A 19,992-nucleotide genomic window follows, 5' to 3' on the forward strand; every position below is an offset into this window, starting at 1 on the left:
AGGATAAAAAATCGATTTTCAGTTCGCTCGCTAACCCCGCCGCACCGCTGCTCGGCATCTCTGCTCTGCGCCGACCCCGGTAACGGGATCTCCGCTTTGCTTTGACAAGCGGCGAGGAATGCGCTCGCTATCGCGGTTCAATCATCCGTACGTCTCCGTCTTTTGTCTACTATTGGCTCGACCCGATCCACGGTGAGGGTTACGGCGCCCCAATTTTCTTCCACTTTTCCTGCCAGCAGGTAGGGTCGATTCCGGTCTAGCATGTGACAGAAGCGGCGGTAGGGCTCGGGGAAGAAAGTGGCCTCAACGATACCGGTTTCGTCCTCGAAAGTGAGAAATTCCATTGGATCCCCGTGGCGGGTGTGCACCACCTTGCCGGTGACCAGCCAGGCGGCCAGCCGAACACGCCGACCCGTCTGGTCTGGAAGGCGGCTCGCCTTCACGGTGTGCATCATTTTGATGACACCGGCAAACAGGGTGATGGGGTGTTGGCTGCACAGAAAACCCAGAACGGCGAATTCCCGGCGAAGGCGTGTCATGGCGTCCTCCGGCGGGAATATGGGCGGCGAAATGGCAGCCCTGCTGCCCCGCCGGGTTGCGAACAGATCGGTCTGCCCCGTTGACCGCCGTTGATCCGCTTTCCACCGGGCCAGGGCCCACAGCAATTGGGTTCGCGAATGCCCGGTGGCCAGTCTATCCAAGGCACCGCAGTTGATCAGGGCCCGAATCTCGTTTTCATGTGGCTGCACGCGATCCAGAAAATCGGTCATGTCTTTGAAGTCGGACGTCTGCCGGCATCCCACGATTTTCTCCATGGTATGTTGGCCCAGTCCGCCAACCGCCATCAGGCCGACCTGCAGACGCCGATCCCTGCCTGTCCAGCGGATCAGGCTGGTGTTGACGTCAGGCGGATCAAGGACCAGTCCCATGCGTCGAGCCTCGGAGACGTAGGCAAAGGTGCTGTAAAAGCCCCCCTGGTTGCTGATGACCCCGGCCATGAATTCGGCCGGGTGATGGGTTTTGAGAAAGGCCGCCTGGAACGACACCCTGGCGTAAGAGGCGCTGTGGGGCTTGCAGAAGGAGTATCCGGAAAAACTCATCATCATCTGCCATACGGCACTGGCCTGATCCGGAAGCACGCCCCGGGCTGCGGCACCGGTCATGAAGCGGGCATGGAAATCGGCCAACTGCCGCTGACGGTCTTTTTTGGCGATAATTTTTCGCAGGCCGTCGGCCTCGGCATTGGAGAATCCGGCCAGGGCTTCGGCCGCCCGGGAGACGTCCTCCTGATAGACCATGATGCCGAAGGTTTCGTCCAGTACGTCTGCCAGCAGGGGGTGGATGGGGTCCCAACTGCCGCCGTGCAGGCGTCGAAGATATTCCTGGATATAGGCGTTGGCCGCCGGCCGGATGATTGAGGAGTGAATCACCAGGTGGTCGAAGTCACCGTTGCCGGCTTTCTGGTGCAGCAGCCGCATGGCCGGGCTCTCGATGTAAAAACAGCCCATGGTGTGGCCCCGGGCCACGGTGCCCCGGGTGGCCGGATCGTCCTCGGGTACCCAGCGGTTTTCGTCGAAGGCGACGCCGTTGGTCCTTACGTTGGCCAGCGCATCCCGGATCACTCCCAGGCTCCGGTTGCCCAGAAGATCGATTTTCACCAGGCCGGCGTCCTCGGCGCCGTCTTTGTCCCACTGGATGATGGGGACCCCTTTGGGGGCGTTTTCGATGGGGACATAGCAGTGGATGGAACCCGGGGTTATCACGACGCCGCCGGGATGGACGGAGAGGTGACGCGGGACGCCGATGATTCGCTGAGCCAGGGCCATGATCTGCGGCCAGGGGTGAACGAAATCCAGGTGGCAGGTTTCCGGGCGCTGTCGCAGATTTTTCAGCAATCCCGCATCCAGTTCGTCCCGCTGCCAGAACCAGGGCAGGTGCCGGGTGATTTTGCCGATTTCGGCATCGGGCATCCCGAAAACTTTGGCCGTCTCCCGCAGGGCCATGCGGGGTTGGAACAGAACATGGCTGGCAACCATGGCCGCGTGGCCGGCGAAGCGGGCGAGCACGCCGTCGATGACCGTGTCCCGTTCGTCCCAGGCAAAGTCGACGTCGATATCCGGTGGGTCGGTTCGTCCGGGGTTGAGGAATCGGCCGAAGTAGAGGTTGTGCTTCACCGGGCAGACGTTGGTGATGTTCAGGCAATAGGCCACCAGAGAGGCGGCGGCCGATCCTCGGCCGCAGGTGCGCGGACTTTGTGACACGATTTTTTGTACAACCAGGAAATAGGCCGAGAAATCCATGCGGGCGATGACGGCCAGCTCGTGTTCCAGTCTCTCCACCAAGGCCTCGCCCAGTTCCTTCCCGTATCGATTCCGGGCGCCGGCATAGGCGGCACGGCGCAGGCAATCGTCGGCGTTGCGCCCCCCGTTGCCTTCCCACGGCGGCATGACCAAGCCGAACGACGGGCCGGTGAAAGTCAGTCTTTCGGCAAGTTTGCAGGTGTTGTCCAAGGCTTCCGGGCAATGAATGAACCGCCGGTGATATTCCGTGGCCGGTGCCATCCAGGCATCTTGCGGGGCCGTGTCGGTCGGGCCGAGTCGGGAAAGGGTTGTGTTGCCGGCGATGGCCCGCAACAGGCGGTGGACGGCGAATCCGTCCGGCTCCAGAAAGAAGCTGCCCGGTGTGGCCACCAGTGGGACGTCCAGGCTTCGGGCCGTCTGCACCAGGGGATGGAAAGGGGATGGGGGATGCCGGGGCAGGGCTGCTGCCGTGTGGACCCCGGCCCGGTGCCAGGCCGTCAGCAGGCCGGCGTGGCTGACCAGCACCAGCAGGCCGGCGGACAGATGGGGCAGACTGGTGGACAGATCGAATGCCGGGTCCCGGTGTCGCCGGGTGATCAATCGGCACAGGTTGGCGTATCCAGCCGCGTCTTTAACCAGGCAGACGGCGCGGTCTCGCTTGTTCGGATCGGTGATTTCCGCCCCCACAATGGGGGTGAGCCCTTCCTCATGGCAGGCGCTGACAAATTTCAACACGCCGTAGAGGTTGTCCGTGTCGGTGAGGGCCAGACGGTCGTATCCCATGCGCCGGGCAGCCTGGCAGATCGCTGCCGGCGAATCGGTGCCCCACATGAGGGAGTAATGGGATCGGATGGTTAGGGGAATCATGATCGGAATTCCGAATTAAGGGATTAGGGGATTGGGAATTGGTGGAGCGGCTTCCAACCGCGATCGGTTCTCTGTCATCTCACCTTAGTCATTTGTTCGGTTAATTCCCAAATGCTTCAATTCCACAATTCGGAATTTCGTCTTACGCCGCCAGCGTCCGTCCCATGGCCAATGCGTCGGTGCCGAAGCGCCGGCGGATACGGTCCATGGCCGCGATCAGCCGGTCCTGTCTTTCCGCCACACGACGTTCCGGCGCGAACAAAAGACGCTGGGCCGGCGGATAGGTCAAGCGGTCGCAGACCAGGGTCAAGCGCCGCAGCCGGACCCGGCGGGTCCAGGCCAGACCCAGCACCCGCCGGGCATGGGCGAAGAGGGTGAAATCGTTGGCCGTGGCCGGTTTAGCCGTGGTCTGGCGGATCCGCCGGACGCCGTCGGTGTGCTCCAGAACCAATGCGACCCGCTGGGCGGCCAGGGCCTGGCGCCGCAATTGTCGGCAAGCGCTTTCCACCAGCCGGTACAGGCTGCGTTCCATCTGCAAGCGGTCATTGGTGTCTTCGCTGAATTCCCGGCATTCGATGACCCTCGGCAGCGGCTGGTCCACGGGGCGAACGGGCGACGGATCGATGCCGTGAAGCCGATCATGGATAAACCGCCCCCGATGGCCGAAGAGGGTCTGCATTTGATCGACGCTGAGCGTGGCGGCCTGAAACACCCGGATCATGTTGAAATCATTCAATCGTGCCAGGTCGCTGGATTCGATGCCGGGCACCAGGAAGAGGGGCAGGGGCGCCAGAAAGACTGCTTCGTCGCCGGGTTCCACGATGTATTCGCCCAGGGGTTTGACCAGTCGGGTGGCGGTTTTGGCGATGAGCTTGCTGGTGGCCACCGACCAGATGGGTGCCAGGCCCAGGTCCTGCCGGATCCGGCGGCCCAGCCGCCAGGCCACATCCACCGGCGGCCCCAGCAGGCGACTGCTGCCGGTGGCATCCACAAACAGATGCCCGTCCCCTTCACCCGACTCGATGAAGGGCGAGTAGGGCAGGGCGGATTTCAGCATCCGGGCCATGGCCTGGCCGTAGCGATCCGGGCGGGGCGGCAGCACCCGTGTGTCCCGGCACCGGCGAAGGGCCCGGCTCAGAGGCATGCGCTTTCTCACCCCGGCCTGAAAGGCCTCTTCGCTCATGTCATAAACCGTGGCCCGAGCGGCCCTCTCCGGTGCGACGATTACCGGCCGACCGTCGAGCCGGCGATCCAGCACCCGCTCTACGGCCACGGCGAAGTCGGCGACGTTGATGTGAATAATGGATCGTTCCATGATTGACGGATCCGTAAACCGTCCAATATCTGCGTTACGCTTCATCCCTCGTCACTGCGGCGTACGCTTAGTACGCCTCTCTCCTCGAGATTCGCAAGCCTTGATCTCGAACGGTTTACGAATCCGTCCGCAAGATGATCTTTACAACGACATTGAGGAATTGGGAAGCCGTTGGAGCGGCTTCCAGCCGCGATCTGTCTTCCGTCTTCCGTCTTCTGTCCTCGGTTCCCTGTCATCTGTCCTCCGTCTTCAGTCCTCCGTCAGTTGTTCGATCAGCATCCGGGCATTCTTCGGTGCCTGGCCGCGGACGTGGTTGTTGAAAAAAATGAGGCCGGTGGCTGCCTGCCGGATCATTTCGGGAATGCGTGATCGGGACCACTGGGCCAGTTCGTCGTTGCTGTAGTCGTAGTCGAACTGCTTTTGCATGCTGCCCGACCGCCAGCCGGTGGCGTTGCGGCCGTGGAAACGGATGTAGAACAGGTCCGGATTGGTGACCATGGCCAGGGGCGGGAACAGGTCCTTTAGTTCCGGGGTGTCCACGCATGCCAGGGTTACCCGGCGTTCTTTCAGGGAAGCAAATACCCGGTCGGTGACCCAGGAGGCGTGGCGGAACTCGACGACGAGGGGCAGGCCGGAAAGGGCATCCAGCAGGCGGGCCAGGTAGCGGCGGTTTTCCGGATTGCGCCGGAAAAAGGGCGGCAACTGTACCAGTACGGCCAAAAGCTGACCCGACTGCACCAGCGGGGCGACACCCTCGCGGTACAGGACCGCCTGGGCCGGCCAACCGTTGGCGTCCACCTCGTGGGTCAGGGTGCGGGTGAGTTTGGCGGCAAAGCGAAAACCTTCTGGTGCCTTGCGGCGCATGCGGTCCATGGCCGGAGCCTTGGGCATCTGGTACCATGTATAGTTAATCTCGGTGACCGGGAAGATACGGGCGTAGTGTGCCAACATCCGGGCGGAGCCGGTGCCCGGCGGGTAGAAGCCGGCATCCACCCACTCGCTGTAGGCGTATCCGCTGGTTCCCACCAGAATTCGGTTTGGATTGTTATCTATATTTTCCATCGTCTTTAATTTTCGAAGAATGCGTGAAAATCAGAATGGTTAAAACCGGAAATGCCGGTGGCCGACGGATTGATGAGACGTCCAAGGTCAAGGCGTGCAAATCCTGAGAATACCGCTATCGCGGGTGCCGTAGGCAGCGTACATCGGTACGCCGCAGTGATGAAGGGTGCCGCACAACGCAGATATTGGATGTCTCATCAATCCATCACCCGCTGTATCCCGATCACCCGGCCCTGAATCAGCACCTCGTCAAACCCATAGTGCATGACCGGATAATCGGGGTTTTCCGGCCGCAGTTCGACATGGTCCCGGTGGAGAAAAAACCGTTTTATCGTGGCCTCTTCAGCATGGATCAGGGCCACGACAATCTCTCCGTTTTCGGCGTACTGGCGCGGTGCGCACACGGCCATGTCCCCGTCCAGGATACCCGCCCCTTTCATGGAATCCCCTTGCACCCGCAGGGCGAAAAGGTGTTGGCCGCGGTACAGGGTGCGGTCCAGCACCAGACCGCCCTCCCACTCCTGCTGGGCGTACAGGGGCAGGCCGGCGGTGACCCGGCCCACCACCGGCACTTCCCGCCACCGCTGGGCCGCCGCCGTTTCGCCGGTGGGGCTGATCAGGTGAAGGGTCCGGCTGTAGCGGCCTTGGCGCTTCACCACCCCTTTTTGCTCCAGCAACTTCAAGCCCTGGGAGATGGCAGCGTGGCTCACGCCCAGATCCTGGGCCGCCTGGCGGAGACTGGGTGCGTTTCCGGTGCGTTCGATGATATTTTTCAGATAGTCAAAAAGCCGTCTCTGTCCCGGTGTCAGTTCGGGTTCCATTTTGCCTCCCCACGCATCGATGCGTTGCTGTTCCCATTATAAAAAGTAAAATGTAAATGTCAATGTAAAGTTTATTGTGTTTATGTTACTTTACAAAACAGCAGGCCTCGACTTGGGACTTTACCTGAACGGTCGGTCGGTGTATGGATGCAAGTTGATGCCGCAGCCGCCCATCTCTCCCATGGATCCGGAAAGAACCGATTGTCATGACCAGAAAACGCACCTTTGATATCGACCGTTTTATAGCCACCATCGAATCCAATTATCGCCAGTGGAACCCGCCCATCATCACCTTCATCGCCAACCGCGGTGCCACCCCGTTCGAGGTGCTGGTTTCCACCCTGCTTTCCCTTCGCACCAAGGACGAAGTGACCGGTGTGGCTGCCCAACGGTTGCTGGCTGTGGCACGGACGCCGGAAACGATGGTGAAGCTGCCGGCGCGGGAAATCGAAACACTCATCTACCCGGTGGGGTTCTACCCCACCAAAGCCAAGCGGCTGCGGTCCATCAGCCGGATATTGCTGGACCGCTACGGCGGTAAAGTGCCGGATACCCTGGAGGAACTGACCGCTTTACCCGGTGTGGGCCGCAAGACCGCCAATCTGGTTCTCGTGGAAGGGTTCAAGATCCCGGCCATCTGTGTAGACACCCACGTGCACCGGATCAGCAACCGCATCGGCTACGTCAAGGCGAAGACGCCGGACAAGACCGAACTGGCCCTGCGAAAGAAACTGCCCAAACGGCACTGGGTCCGCTACAACGAACTGCTGGTGGCCTTCGGCCAGGTGTTGTGCCGGCCCGTTTCCCCTTTTTGCAGCCGGTGCCCGGTGGCCGACATGTGCCCGAGGATCGGGGTGGACCGCCACCGCTGATGGGCTCGATTCATCCATCGCGTTCCAACGAAACAACTTAACAGACAACTAAATTACAAAATCAAAAAACAATTAAATCACAATAGCCAAAAGCCAAATGACAAATAAATCACAATGACAAAAACCCAAAATTCCAAACTTCATGATCTTGAAGAGAGGATATTCCAATTCGCTAATGTGTTACGGATTTTCCGTTAAACCATTGCCAAAGGCGAATATCGATAATGGCAGCAACCATAGATTTTTCTCTTTTTTGAGATTTCGATCTTGTAGTTTGGCGTTTGTTATTTATTTGAAATTTGGTGCTTGCAATTTGTTGTTTCCGGTTTATCCGGGTTAGGAGGCAACCCTATGCCCAAGCAAATCATCAAGCTGATCTCCTGGAACGTCAACGGTTACCGGGCCGTCATGAAAAAAGATTTCCTGACATCCATCCGCAGTCTGGATGTGGACATCGTGGGGCTCCAGGAAACCAAGCTCCAGGAGGACCAGTTGACCCGAACCATGAAGGCCATCGATAGCTACGAGGCCGCCTTTTCCTTTTCCTCGGTGAAAAAAGGGTACAGCGGGGTGGCTGCTTATTCACGCCTGGTTCCCAAGGCGGTGCGCCATGGCATCGGCAACCCCCGGTTCGATGATGAAGGTCGCATTGTGGAACTGGAATTCGATGCATTTACGCTTTTTAACGTTTATTTTCCCAATGGCCAGGCCAGCGATGAGCGCCTTCAATACAAACTGGACTTCTACCAGGCCTTTTTCGATTACGCCGATGGATTGCGTAAACAGGGAAAAAGCCTGATCATCACCGGTGATTTCAACACGGCCCACAACGAGATCGACCTGAAGCACCCCGGGCCCAATTCCAAGCGATCCGGTTTTTTGCCCATCGAGCGCGAGTGGCTTGACCGCATCGTCGGGATGGGCTACGTGGACACGTTTCGTCACCTCTACCCCGATACGGTGAAATACTCATGGTGGTCCTACCGCTTCAATGCCCGAAAAAACAATGCCGGTTGGCGCATCGACTACTTTTTCGTTTCCGATGACATCATCCGGCAAGGATGGGTCAAAGACGCGTTCATCGACAACCACATCTTTGGATCGGATCATTGCCCGGTCGGTTTAATTCTTGAAATCTAAATAATATCTGATTGATACGCAAAAAAACTGATGGTTGAAGGTTAACTGTTGGGGGGGTGGTCTCTGACCCGGATGATGCGAACGCAGACGATACCGGTCAATGAGCGGTTGAGGAATTGCCAATGCCAATTGTGAAAATAGACGGTCTGGACACGTACTACGAAATCCACGGGGAAGGGGAGACCCTCGTGCTGCTGCACAACGGATTCTCCTGCGGCATGATGTGGGATGGGATTCATCCGATGCTGGTCGCGGCCGGTTTCCAGGTGCTGTTGTATGACCGGCGTGGGTTCGGTCGCTCGGAAGGCGGCGCTGACTTCGCCGGCTACTATGTGGATGAGAATTTCCGCGAACACAGCGTGTCTGCAATGGCCGAACTGCTGGCCCTTTTAGGGATCGATCGCTTTCACATCGTCGGTCAGTGCGAAGGGGGGGTAGTGGGTGTAGACTATGCCGTTCGATTCCCGGATCAGGTCAGTACCCTCGTGACTGCCAGCACGCTGTGCCATAGTATTATTTCCATGCAGGCGTTCAACCGTCAGAAGTTGCCGGCAACCTTTGAAGACCTGGCGCCGGAACTCCAGAAAAAATACATTCGCTGGCACGGTGCCGACCGGGGGAAGGTATTTTACGATATCTGTGCCAAAGGGGGCGGGTGCTACAGCCAAAACGGTTTTTTCGATCTCCGACCGGCCATTTCGCAGGTGACCTGTCCGAGCCTGGTCATGTACCCGGACCGGGGTTATTTTTTCGATGTCGAACAGGGGATTGACTTCTATCACCATTCAACCCGGGGCGAACTGCTGGTTTTCCCCAAATGCGGACACAATATTTTCGAGCACTACCCGCAGATGTATGTCCGGCAGGTGGTGGACTTCGTCCGACGGCAGCGATCACATTCCGGGGCGGTCAAAGCATAGAAACCTTTAATGACTGCGCAGAAAAAACAAGAGGTACATTTTTTTAGCTTTCTTAAAAAGCAGTTGACGGACAGTCGAGTGAAATGTCAGTTAACACTATGGAACTGGATCACAACGTGGGAAGGGTTGGAGTCGGGAGGGTGCCAGGTTGAAAAACAATTATATCGATGATCTCATCCATTCGGTCGCACGGGTGGTGAAGCCGAACGACCCGCTGCTGAAAGATGTGCTGGTGATCGGCGGTATGCCCGATAAAACCCAGAATCTGCAATATCTGAGCTACAACCGTGATTCCACCTTGGCCAGAGGCCTGTCCTGTGAATTTTCTGCCGTGGCGGTGATCAATAACCGGCGGGTCTCAGAATGGCAGCTTAGCGGGTATCCGAAGAAAATCAGCCGCTGGGTATTCAGTGCCCGATGGGCCCGCAATCCACTGGATCTATTTTTAAACAACCTGAGGTGCAACCCGTCGGTCATATCGGTGCTGGCCGGGGCGGCCAGCAATTATACCCTGCTTGGCATACTGACCGAGACCGATCTCCAAGGGTCGGGGTTGAAGAACCGGCGGGCGCAATACATATGCCCGGTTGTGGCGGTGCCCGGCATCGAGGTTAATGCCTTGCAAACCATCCAGGCCTTTGAATCGGCCAACCAAATAAAAAAGTCAGGGTTTATCGGCCTGGAGTTCTATCGAAAGACCGGCCGCCAGATGGCCGGGACTTGAAAAAAAGGGTTCGAGGATTCCAGGGGTCAGGGGTTCAAGGATCTTTATTCGGCGATCTTGTTCCTACCCTCTGGTTCATTGCACAGAGCCCGCAGGATGTATGTCGGGGGTATTGCGCTTTACCATTTTTGAGCCTTTCACTTGAATCCTGCCAAGTCTTAAAATAACGCTTCCACGAACTGCTTCGGATCGAACGCTTGAAGGTCTTCCACGCTTTCTCCCACACCGATATATTTCAAGGGGATGTTCAGGCTGCTGCAGATACTCACCACGATGCCGCCCTTGGCCGTGCCGTCCAGCTTGGTGAGGGCAATGCCGGTGACACCCAGCGCCTCGTTGAACATCTTGGCCTGTGACAGGGCATTCTGGCCCGTGGTGGCGTCCAGCACCAACAGCACTTCATGGGGCGCGTCGGGGAGCCGTTTGGCAAGGGTGCGCTGGATCTTTTTGATCTCCTCCATCAGGTTTACCTTGGTGTGCAGACGGCCGGCGGTGTCGACGAAGACGATGTCTGTTCCTCTGGAGATAGCGGCATCGACACCGTCGTAGGCCACTGCTGCCGGATCGGCGTTATCCTTGTGGCGGACGAGGTCCGCACCGGCCCGTTCGGCCCAGATTGCCATCTGTTCGATGGCCGCTGCCCGGAACGTATCCGCGGCCGCAATCAACACCTTCTTGCCTTGACGGGACTCGTGAGCGGCCAGTTTGCCGATGGTGGTGGTCTTGCCCACCCCGTTGACGCCCACTACCATGACCACGTGCGGTTTGGCAACGGTCTCGGCTGCCTGACCTGGGGGGACGTCGAAATAGGCCAGGATCTCTTCTTTCAAGACTGCTTTCAATTCCTTGGCACCGGCGATGCGCGACCGTTTTCCCGCGATCCGCTCCATGATGTCCATGGTGGTCCGGACACCCATGTCCGCAGTGATCAACAGCTCTTCCAAGTCCTCCAACATGTCGTCGTCAACCAGTTTTTTCCCGAGAAACAGGTCATCGATATCTGTGGTGAGAATCTTGTGGGTTTTGGAAAGCCCGGACTTCAGGCGGGTGAACAGGCCCTTGCCTTTTTTCTCAGCGGGTGCATCATCCCCTGGTGGCGGCGGTGACGCCGCTTCTTCTTTTGGAACTTGCAGGTTGTCTCTACGTTCTGCCGCCGCTTGCGGTTCGATCACCTCGTCGATGGGTGCTTCCGGTTCATGAAAGGCCTCATCGGCAATGTCATCAGTCCGCGGCGATTCGGCTGCTTCCTCATCGGGTTTGTCCGGTGCTTCTGATTTAGCCGTCTTGTCCTTCTTCTTTTTAAACCAGTTGAATGCCATGGATGTCCTTCAATGATGACGGCTTCGTAAATAGTCCAATATCTGCGTTACGCTTCACCCTTCGTCACTGCGGCGTACCATAAGTACGCCTCATTTCTCAAGGGTTCGCAAGCCTTGATCTTGAACTTTTTACGAAGCCGTCTGAAATCTGGCTTTTTGTGCGTTGATCAATGGTGCTATGCGGCGGTGAGTTCCTTTGAGTGGTTTTCGCGGTCCAGGTTTACCGACACGACCTTGGACAGCCCCTTTTGTTCCATGGTGATGCCGAACAGGGTGTCGGCAAACTCCATGCTGTTTTTGTTGTGGGTGATCATGATGATCTGGGATTTTTCACCGATCACCTTCATCAGGTTGTTGAAGCGCATGACGTTGGCGTCGTCCAACGGTGCATCGATTTCATCCATGAGGCAAAAGGATGCCGGTCTGAGCAAGAAGATGGAAAAGATGAAACTGATGGCCGACAACGCCTTCTCGCCACCGGAAAGCAGGCTCATGCGAGTGAGTTTTTTGCCCGGCGGGTGAACCAAGAATTCCACCCCGGTTTCCAGCGGTTCGCTGGGATTGGTCAACTCCAGGCGGGCGGTGCCGCCTTCGAACAGCCGGGGAAACACTTCCTGGAGTTTTTCATTGATGCGGTTGAAGGTGTCCAGAAACCGCTCCTGGGTGATGCGGTTGATCTTGCGAATCACCTTGTGCAAGCCATCGATGGCTTTTATGAGATCGTCCCGCTGTTCACACAGAAAATCGTAGCGCTCCTTTTGCTCCTCGAATTCACGGATCGCCTCAAGGTTGACGTCACCGATATTTATGATTTTCTGACGGATGGCGGCCAGGGTAGTTTCCAGTTCCTCAGGGCTCTGTTGACCGGTTTCATCCGGCTCTTCATAGGATTTGCCGAGTTCGGCGATGCTACAGTGGTAGTATTCCTGGCAGCGGTTCTCCAGATTTTCCCGCTTGATTCGTTTTTCGGCCAAATCCATTTCCAACATGCGGATTTTCTGATGAAGTGCTTCGCGTTGGTTCTGGATCTGGGATATCTGCGCGTCATTCTCCTTTAATCGGGCATCGATGTCACCGAACGCCTTTTCATCGGCGCCCAACCTGCCGTCTATCTGCTTAAGGGCGTCGTAATGGGCGGCAAGATCCCGGTTGATGATTTCATTGCGTTTGCCGGTTCCTTCGATCTTTTCGGTTTTAGTGGTAATGTCATGGGAGAGCTGTTCGAGACGTCGGATCCCGTCTGCCTGGAAATCTTTCAGCCGGCGAAGCGTACCGGTGCAGTTGTCCAGGTTGGCGCTGGCTGAGGTGAGTTTGAGCTTCAGGTCTACGATCCGCTGGTTGAAGGCTTCCAGTTTCGAGGCGGTTTCATCGATCTGGACCGATGTGCGGGCCACCTGTTCCTGGGCCTCGGTGACGCTGTGGGCCATGGCTTCCAGCAGGGCGTGGTAGCGCTTGATCTCTTCGTCCAGGTCCATCTCGTCGCCCATGAGCTGTTCCTGTTCCAGGCGGACAATCTCAAGGTGCCGCCGGGCATTTTTCAGGTCTTCGTCGGCTCGGTAGAGGGCCTTTTCCGCCTCCATGGCGTCTTGGGCGGCACGGCTTTTTTCGCCGATGGTTTCCTGCAACTGCCGTTCAAGGCCGCGGACCTGGACTTCCATTTCCGTCTGGAGGGTGTGAGCCGCTTCGACCTGGGCGTCAAGCCGGTCGCACTGCGCAGCCAGAGATTTGATTTCCTGTTTTTTGGCCAAAATGCCCGACAGTTTATCAGGGCTGCCCCCGATCATCACTCCCTGGTGGGATAGCAGGTCGCCGCCCCGGGTGACCACGGTCTGCACCTTGCCATTGCGATTGAAAATCTCGCGGGCCATGTCCAGGGTGTCGGCGACCACCACATGTCCAAGCAGGGCACCGGCCACCGATTCGAAACCATCCTTGACCCGCACGTGATTCAGCAGGAGGCGGTCTGGTTCCGGCTGCTTGTCCAGGCGATCGTCCACGGCTCGCATGCCGCCCACAGGGATGAATCCGCATCGTCCGGCCTGAGTTTGCTGCAGATAGCCGATGGCATCGGCACCTGAGGGCTGGTCCTGCACCAGGATATACTGGAGGGATTCGCCAAGGGCCGCCTCCACAGCGGTTTCATAGGTGGGGGCCGGCTCGATCACGTCGGCCAGAAGCCCGACGATTCCGGTGGGTCGGGTGAACTCCGGTTGCGGTGTTTCCAGTCTGGCGGCCTTGAGGATGGCCTTGACCCCGTCTTTATACCAGTCCAGGTTGGCTTCCATCTTTTTCAGGGTGGCCAGGCTGCTGCGGGCCTTGTTGCGCTCCATATCCAGTGTCTGGGTGGTCTTGACCTGGGCGGACAGAGAGGCTATGGCGGCATCCAGGCCCCCTTTCAGGGACACAATTTGACCCTCCAGATCCTGGATTTCGTTTTTTACCTGGGTCAGTCCGGCATCGGCAGCCTCGCGGCGCCCGGTGGCTTCCCGCATGGTTTTTTCGGCCAGTAGGGCTTCTTCGTCGGTGCGTTTCAGCCGGCGCTTGAGGTTATCGCGGTTGTTGGCCGCATTCTGGTGGGTGTTTTTGACCCGGGCCTCCTCGGCCACCATTTTCATCAGGTCGTTCTTGCCGGTTTCCATCGCCCGATTCAAGGTGTCGATGCGTCCACGCAGGCCGGATGAATCGGTATTTTCCAGTGCGATGGTTGCTTTCATCTCAGTGATTTGGGACTGTAGACTCCGGTGCTGTTGCTGGACTCCCTCGATCTCTGAGTCGATCGTGCTGTTTTTGGCCGACAGATCGGTCCGAGCCGTATCAAGTTCGGTGACCTCGCGCATCAGCCGCTCCCGGTCCGTTCGCATGTGGGCCAGGTCTGCCTCCATGCGGTCGATCTTGCGCTGAATGTCGAATTTGCGGGACTTCTGAGAGGCGATCTCACGGTCCTTTTCAGAACGCCTGAGTTTGATGGCCTGGATGGCCGCATCGATTTTTTGGAGTCGGGTGCTCTGGCCAATGTCTTCGTCTTTGAGCGATTTGAGCAGGTTGCCGGCCTCGTCCATCTGACGACCCAGGTCGGAATCGCGATAGCGGATGAGCCGGACGTCTACCTCCCGCGCCTCGGCTTTGAGGTTTTTGAATCGCTCTGCCCGCTGGGCCTGGCGCTTGAGCCCGGCCATCTGCCGGTCGATTTCGGTGACGATGTCCTTGACCCGCAGCAGGTTCTGGTTGGTGGCGTTCAACTTTCTCAAGGCTTCGGTTTTACGCATCTTGTAGCGGGTGACGCCGGCTGCCTCCTCGATGAAGACCCGCCTTTCGTCGGGGCCGGCGTCGGTAATGGCGCCGATGTTTCCCTGCTGGATTACCGCGTAGGTGCGGGCGCCCACGCCGCTGCCCATGAAGATGTTATGGATGTCTTTGAGGCGGCAGGGCTGCTTGTTGATCAGGTAAGCGGTTTCGCCGCTGCGGTAAAGCCGGCGGGTCACCATTACCTCGCTGAAATCCCTGAATTCCTCAGGCATGCTGCCGTTGTCGTTGACCAGGGTCAGGGAGACTTCGGCCAGGTTCAGGGGCGGCTTGCCGCTGGCGCCGGAAAAGATAATGTCTTCCCTGTCCTTGCCCCGAAGCTGCTTGATGCTCTGTTCGCCCATAACCCAGCGAAGGGCATCCACTACATTGCTTTTGCCGCAGCCATTGGGCCCAACCACCGCACAGATGCCCGGGGGGAAGGCAATACTGGCCTTTTCAAAAAAGGATTTGAACCCGACAATATCCAGTTTTTTAAGTTTCATCGTTGCCTGCTCCTGCCTGCCTGTCCAGCGATCAACGCTCGATCAGGGTCAACAACAGCTGTTACGCCCGAAGGCAAAATAGTAATCGAAAATGTTGATTGCCGTTGAAATACCAGAAGCGGTCGCCGGATTGGGCGATTGCTGGTATCCAGATACCATCATGGCTGGTGGTTGTAAAGTGGAAAGCACAATTTGGGGGGTTATAGCATGATTTGCGCCACTATATGTGGTGTAAGTTCCTGGTGTAGGGAGGAGTAAAAAGGGACGGCTAAGAAAATGAACAGCCAACGTCGACTATTAACCGTCCAACGTTGAATGAAAAACGGCCAATTGGCATCAGGCGTGTCCGTCCAGAAATGGTGAATTTTGGTTCAGGCCAAGGCCGCAACGGTTTTGAAACCGCAGGCGTAGCAGCGCTACGTCGAGGATTGCGGAAATGTGAGAACGCCGGCCTGGGCCGCAAGATGCCGTTTCTGAACGGACACGAGCTAATCTTTTTTCAGCAGCAAATACAGCAGCGCCATGCGGATATACAGGCCGTTCATGGCTTGCTGAAAATACTGCGCCCGGGGATCGTCGTCCACTTCCTTGGGGATTTCGTCCACCCGGGGCAGCGGATGCATGATGATGGCGTCCGGTTTCATGGTCCGGACCCGTTCCGGGGTAAGGATATATCTGCCGGCGGCGGTTTTGTAGTCTTCGGGGTCATGGAACCGCTCCTTCTGGATGCGGGTCATATAGACGCAGTCCACCTCCGGGGCCACTTCGGCCAGGTCTGTCTCTTCGCGCCACGGAACGTTGTTTTTATCCAGGTAGGCTTTGATGTCTCCCTCCATTTTACAGACTGGCGGCGACACGAAGATGATTTCCACGTTCTCATACTTGGTCAACAGATAAGACAAGGACCTTACCGTTCGCCCGTAGCGAAGATCACCCACCATGGCAATTTTCAGGCTGTTTTTTTCCGGGAAGGCGTCCATGATGGTATACATGTCCAGCAGGGCCTGGGTTGGATGCTGGCCAGCGCCGTCGCCGGCATTAATTACGGGGATACAGGAAATTTCCGAAGCCCGGGCCGCGCTGCCCGCCTCATTGTGGCGCATGACGATTACATCTGCATAACCATTCATGATTCGTGTCGAGTCGGAAAGGCTTTCCCCCTTGGCCGCACTGGAGAACTCCCGGGCGTTTTCCGTCGTGATCACCGCCCCGCCCAGACGCAGCATGGCACTTTCAAATGAAAAGCGGGTTCGGGTGGAGGGTTCGTAAAACAGGGAGGCCATGATTCTGCCATCCAGTGACCTGGCAAAGCGGCGTTCACCCAAAAGGTCCGCCTTCATCTGGTCGGCGGTCTGGAAAACAACTTCCAGAAGCTCCCGGTCGAACTGCTGGGATTCAATCACGTGCGCCAACGGAAAAGCTGCCATGGTACCGGCCTCCTTAATTATTAACGAATTCGGTTCCGGCCAATCCGGCCACCGCATCGACGATGCGGTCGACCCGGGTAATAACCGCCCGTTTGCCTCCGCCGCCGACGAACTGCATGGCTGCTTCCACCTTGGGCAGCATGGCGCCGGCGGAGAAATGGCCATCGATGATATATTTGGCCGACTCCGCGAGACTGACCGAAGTCAGATAGCGTTCATCGGGCTTGCCGAAATTCAGGGCCACGCCGTCCACATCCGTGGCCATGATGAACAGGTCTACACCCACCTCTTCCGCCAGGCAGGCACTGGCCAGGTCCTTGTCGATGACGGCATCCACGCCATCGAATGTGCGTCCGGCGCGCACCACCGGAATACCGCCGCCACCGCAGCAGATCACGATGAATGACGCATCGATCAGGGTCCTGATCTCCCGTTTCTCAACAATGGTCACCGGTTTTGGGGATACCACTGCGCGCCGGCAGCCTTTGGGGGTCTTGATCGTTGGATAGGGCAGGGTGGCGGCCTTTTCTTTGGAAAATACCGGTCCCACCGGCTTGGAGGGCGACTGGAAGGCCTTGTCGGTTTCGTCCACCACGACATAGCTGATCAGGCTCACCAGCGGTTGGCTGTTGATGCCCATGGCCATGAGGGCTTCGTCCAGGGTCGATTCGATCATGTAGCCGATCTGCCCCTGGGTCTGGGCCACGAGAATCTCCAGCGGCAGCCGCGGAACCGTGTCGCAACATTCCTGCTGAAGCAGCAGATTGCCAACCTGGGGACCGTTGCCGTGGGTGATGATGACCCGGTAGTCCCTTGACAACCTGGCGATCTGGTTGATTGGGATCTTCAGGTTGTCGAACTGCTCCTCCACGGTGCCGGTCTGCCCCTTCTGGATCATGGCGTTTCCGCCCAGGGCGACCAGCAGCACAGGCTTCTGATTGGCTTTTTTATTCATCAGGCTTTTTCGCAAATTTTCAGAAGGATGGCATTTTGGGCATGCATTCGGTTTTCCGCCTCGTCGAAGACAATCGACGCCTCGGATTCGAGTACCGAGTCGGTGGTTTCCACGCCGCGTTCTGCGGGCAGACAGTGCATGAACAGGCTGTCCTTGCCGGTAGCAGCCATCAGTTCATCATTGACCTGGAACCCCTGGAAACGTGCTTTGCGCGTGTCGGCTTCATCTTTCTGCCCCATGGAGGCCCACACGTCCGTATAGACGATATCGGCGTCCTTGACGGCCGCTTTGGGGTCGTGGCTGATTTCTATTTCCGACAGGCCCGCCTGTCGGGTGTCGGCAATGGTCTGTGCGTCGGGCTCATAGTCGTCCGGACAGGCGCAGACAAAGTGAAAGGGCAATCGTTGGGCCAGGCGCAGCCAGGAGTGCACGATGTTGTTGCCATCGCCCACGTAGGCCACCTTCAGGTCATTGAGGTGGCCGCGGTGCTCCAGAATGGTGAACATATCTGCCATGATCTGACAGGGGTGATTGTAGTCGGTCAGACCGTTGATCACCGGTACCGATGCGTATTCGGCCAGTTCCAGTACATGCTCGTGGGCGAAGAGCCGGGCCATGATCACATCGTTGTAACGGGCCACCACCCGTGCGATATCTTTGACCGCCTCACGTTTGCCGATGGAGATGTCCGAAGGTCCCAGATAAAGGGCGTGGCCGCCCATGCGGAAAAATCCCGTTTCAAAGGAAATCCGCGTGCGCGCAGACGGCTTGGCGAAGATCATGGCCATGGAATGGTCCTTGAATGGTTTGTAGTCCTCCCGGCGTTTGAGACGCGCCTTGACTTCTTTGGCCAGGGCGAATGTTGCCTGGATTTCGTCGGTGCTAAAATCGGTAACATGCAGAAAATCGCGTTTCACGGGTTTTCCTCCTTTATGCTTTCATCACCGCATCGATCTGTTCCAGTGCCCAGTCCACTTCGTCTTTTTTGATAACCAGGGGCGGGGCGAAGCGGATGGTATTCTCATGGGTTTCCTTGCAGAGCATACCCCTGTCGGCCAGCTTGTAGCAGAACGGTCGGGCGCCACCCGTTTCGTGAAACAGCTCCATGGCTAACATCAGGCCACGGCCGCGGACCTCTTTGATGTGTGGGCTCTGGATTTTTTTCAGACCGGCGAGGAAATAATCACCCATTTCGCTGGCGTTTTCAATCATCTTTTCTTCCTTGAGCACCCGGATGGCGGTGCGGGCGATGGCGCAGGCCAGTGGGTTGCCACCAAATGTGGATCCGTGCTCGCCGGGTTGCAGTACATCCATGACCTCTTTATTGGACAGGACGGCGGATACCGGATAATAGCCGCCGGACAGGGCTTTCCCCACCAGGGTGAGATCGGCCTCGATGCCCTCGTGCTCTTCAGCCAAAAGCCGTCCGGTGCGGCCCAGGCCGGTCTGAATTTCGTCGAGAATCAGCACGACGTTGTGGCGGTCGCAGATTTCGCGGGCGGTTTTGAAGTAACCGGCCTTTGGTATGATGACGCCGGCTTCACCCTGGATGGGCTCCACCAGAAAACCGGCGGTGTGGGGCGTGATGGCCGCTTCGAGGGCATCGGCATCGCCGAAGGGGATGATTTTGAAACCCGGGGTGAATGGTCCAAATCCACTGCGGGCCGTCGGGTCGGTGGAAAATCCCACGATGGTGATGGTGCGGCCGTGAAAGTTGTTGGCGCAGACGATGATCTCCGCCTTGTCTTCGGGAATGCCTTTGACCTGATAGCCCCATTTTCGAACTGCTTTGATCACGGTTTCCACCGCTTCGGCGCCGCTATTCATGGGCAGCACTTTGTGGGAGCGGGTCAGTTCGCAGATTTCCTTGTAAAAATAACCCAGCTGGTCGTTGCGGAAAGCCCGGGAGGTAAGGGTCAGGTTCTGGGCCTGGGCCATCATAGTTTTCATGATCGCCGGATGGCAGTGGCCCTGGTTGACTGCACTGTAGGCCGCCAGGCAGTCCAGGTATCGTTTGCCGTCAACATCCCATACCCAAACGCCTTCACCCTTCGTCAGGACGACGTCCAGGGGTTTGTAGTTGTGGGCGCCAAATTCGTTTTCAAGATCAAGATATTCCTGGGTGTTCATTTGTCCCCTCCTCTGTTGCCCGGTGCCATGCCGGGTTGTATTTGATGAATGTGTAAATCGCATTCCGACGGTTTCGTAAAACGTTCGAGATCAAGGCTTGCGAATCCCGAGGAGTGAGGCGTACTAGCTGTACGTCGCAGTGACGAGGGATGAAGCGTAACGCAAATATCGGACGTTTTATGGAACCGTCAACCTTTATTAAGCGGAATAGGTGGCATAGGCAATCCAAAGTAGAAAAAGTGTCTGTCCAGGTATTGGGCGGCAATCACAAGATAACAACGCCCAAGTATCGATTTGAACTGATTCAGACGGAACCCGTGAGTGAACGACGACTACCGCTTACAATTCGAGC

14 protein-coding genes are annotated in these 19,992 nt (G+C 57.6%); 4 read left to right on the forward strand and 10 right to left on the reverse strand.

Translation table 11 applies throughout. From position 1 onward, the window contains the following. Positions 1-137 precede the first annotated feature (137 nt). The 4 genes from QNK41_RS15475 to lexA form a co-directional block, all read right to left on the reverse strand. Positions 138-3,167: a DNA polymerase III subunit alpha gene (locus QNK41_RS15475; protein ID WP_319258476.1), complete on the reverse strand. Its 3,030-nt coding sequence runs from the start codon at positions 3,165-3,167 to the stop codon at positions 138-140. A gap of 142 nt (positions 3,168-3,309) precedes the next feature. Beyond that, complete coding sequence (locus QNK41_RS15480; RefSeq protein WP_319258478.1) at positions 3,310-4,482, reverse strand: hypothetical protein; 1,173 nt, start codon at positions 4,480-4,482, stop codon at positions 3,310-3,312. 249 nt (positions 4,483-4,731) lie between these two features. Then, a complete protein-coding gene (locus tag QNK41_RS15485; RefSeq protein ID WP_319258481.1) occupies positions 4,732-5,544 on the reverse strand; it encodes a DUF72 domain-containing protein in 813 nt (270 codons plus the stop codon). A 197-nt stretch (positions 5,545-5,741) separates the two neighbouring features. Further along, complete coding sequence (gene lexA, locus QNK41_RS15490) at positions 5,742-6,365, reverse strand: transcriptional repressor LexA (protein WP_319258483.1); 624 nt, start codon at positions 6,363-6,365, stop codon at positions 5,742-5,744. Positions 6,366-6,571: 206 nt separating this feature from the next. Here lexA and QNK41_RS15495 point away from each other — a divergent pair, with 206 nt between their 5' ends. The 4 genes from QNK41_RS15495 to QNK41_RS15510 all read left to right on the forward strand — a co-directional run bounded on the left by QNK41_RS15495 (position 6,572) and on the right by QNK41_RS15510 (position 10,021). Beyond that, complete coding sequence (locus QNK41_RS15495) at positions 6,572-7,237, forward strand: endonuclease III (RefSeq protein WP_319258485.1); 666 nt, start codon at positions 6,572-6,574, stop codon at positions 7,235-7,237. A 351-nt stretch (positions 7,238-7,588) separates the two neighbouring features. Then, entirely contained in the window at positions 7,589-8,377 is a 789-nt protein-coding gene (locus tag QNK41_RS15500) for an exodeoxyribonuclease III (RefSeq protein WP_319258487.1), read from the forward strand. A 122-nt stretch (positions 8,378-8,499) separates the two neighbouring features. Next, positions 8,500-9,297: an alpha/beta hydrolase gene (locus QNK41_RS15505; RefSeq protein ID WP_319258489.1), complete on the forward strand. Its 798-nt coding sequence runs from the start codon at positions 8,500-8,502 to the stop codon at positions 9,295-9,297. 148 nt (positions 9,298-9,445) lie between these two features. Further along, positions 9,446-10,021, forward strand: coding sequence for a hypothetical protein (locus tag QNK41_RS15510; RefSeq protein ID WP_319258492.1), 576 nt, complete (start codon positions 9,446-9,448; stop codon positions 10,019-10,021). Between the two features lie 158 nt (positions 10,022-10,179). Here QNK41_RS15510 and ftsY read toward each other — a convergent pair whose 3' ends face one another. The 6 genes from ftsY to rocD form a co-directional block, all read right to left on the reverse strand. Further along, entirely contained in the window at positions 10,180-11,340 is a 1,161-nt protein-coding gene (gene ftsY / locus QNK41_RS15515; RefSeq protein ID WP_319258494.1) for a signal recognition particle-docking protein FtsY, read from the reverse strand. Positions 11,341-11,516: 176 nt separating this feature from the next. Continuing rightward, on the reverse strand, positions 11,517-15,128 hold the full coding sequence (smc, locus tag QNK41_RS15520) for a chromosome segregation protein SMC (RefSeq protein WP_319258497.1): 3,612 nt from the start codon (positions 15,126-15,128) through the stop codon (positions 11,517-11,519). Between the two features lie 488 nt (positions 15,129-15,616). Then, positions 15,617-16,555, reverse strand: a complete 939-nt coding sequence (gene pyrB, locus QNK41_RS15525) for an aspartate carbamoyltransferase (RefSeq protein ID WP_319258499.1) — start codon at positions 16,553-16,555, stop codon at positions 15,617-15,619. Positions 16,556-16,568: 13 nt separating this feature from the next. Next, on the reverse strand, positions 16,569-17,510 hold the full coding sequence (locus QNK41_RS15530; RefSeq protein ID WP_319258501.1) for a carbamate kinase: 942 nt from the start codon (positions 17,508-17,510) through the stop codon (positions 16,569-16,571). Next, positions 17,510-18,427, reverse strand: a complete 918-nt coding sequence (gene argF / locus QNK41_RS15535) for an ornithine carbamoyltransferase (protein WP_319258503.1) — start codon at positions 18,425-18,427, stop codon at positions 17,510-17,512. The genes QNK41_RS15530 and argF overlap by 1 nt, the downstream gene beginning before the upstream one ends. A gap of 13 nt (positions 18,428-18,440) precedes the next feature. Continuing rightward, positions 18,441-19,640 (reverse strand): ornithine--oxo-acid transaminase, encoded by a 1,200-nt coding sequence (gene rocD, locus QNK41_RS15540; protein ID WP_319258504.1) that lies wholly within the window; start codon positions 19,638-19,640, stop codon positions 18,441-18,443. Positions 19,641-19,992 lie beyond the last annotated feature (352 nt).

This window comes from Desulfosarcina sp. (genome assembly GCF_033791525.1).
GTDB lineage: Bacteria > Desulfobacterota > Desulfobacteria > Desulfobacterales > Desulfosarcinaceae > Desulfosarcina.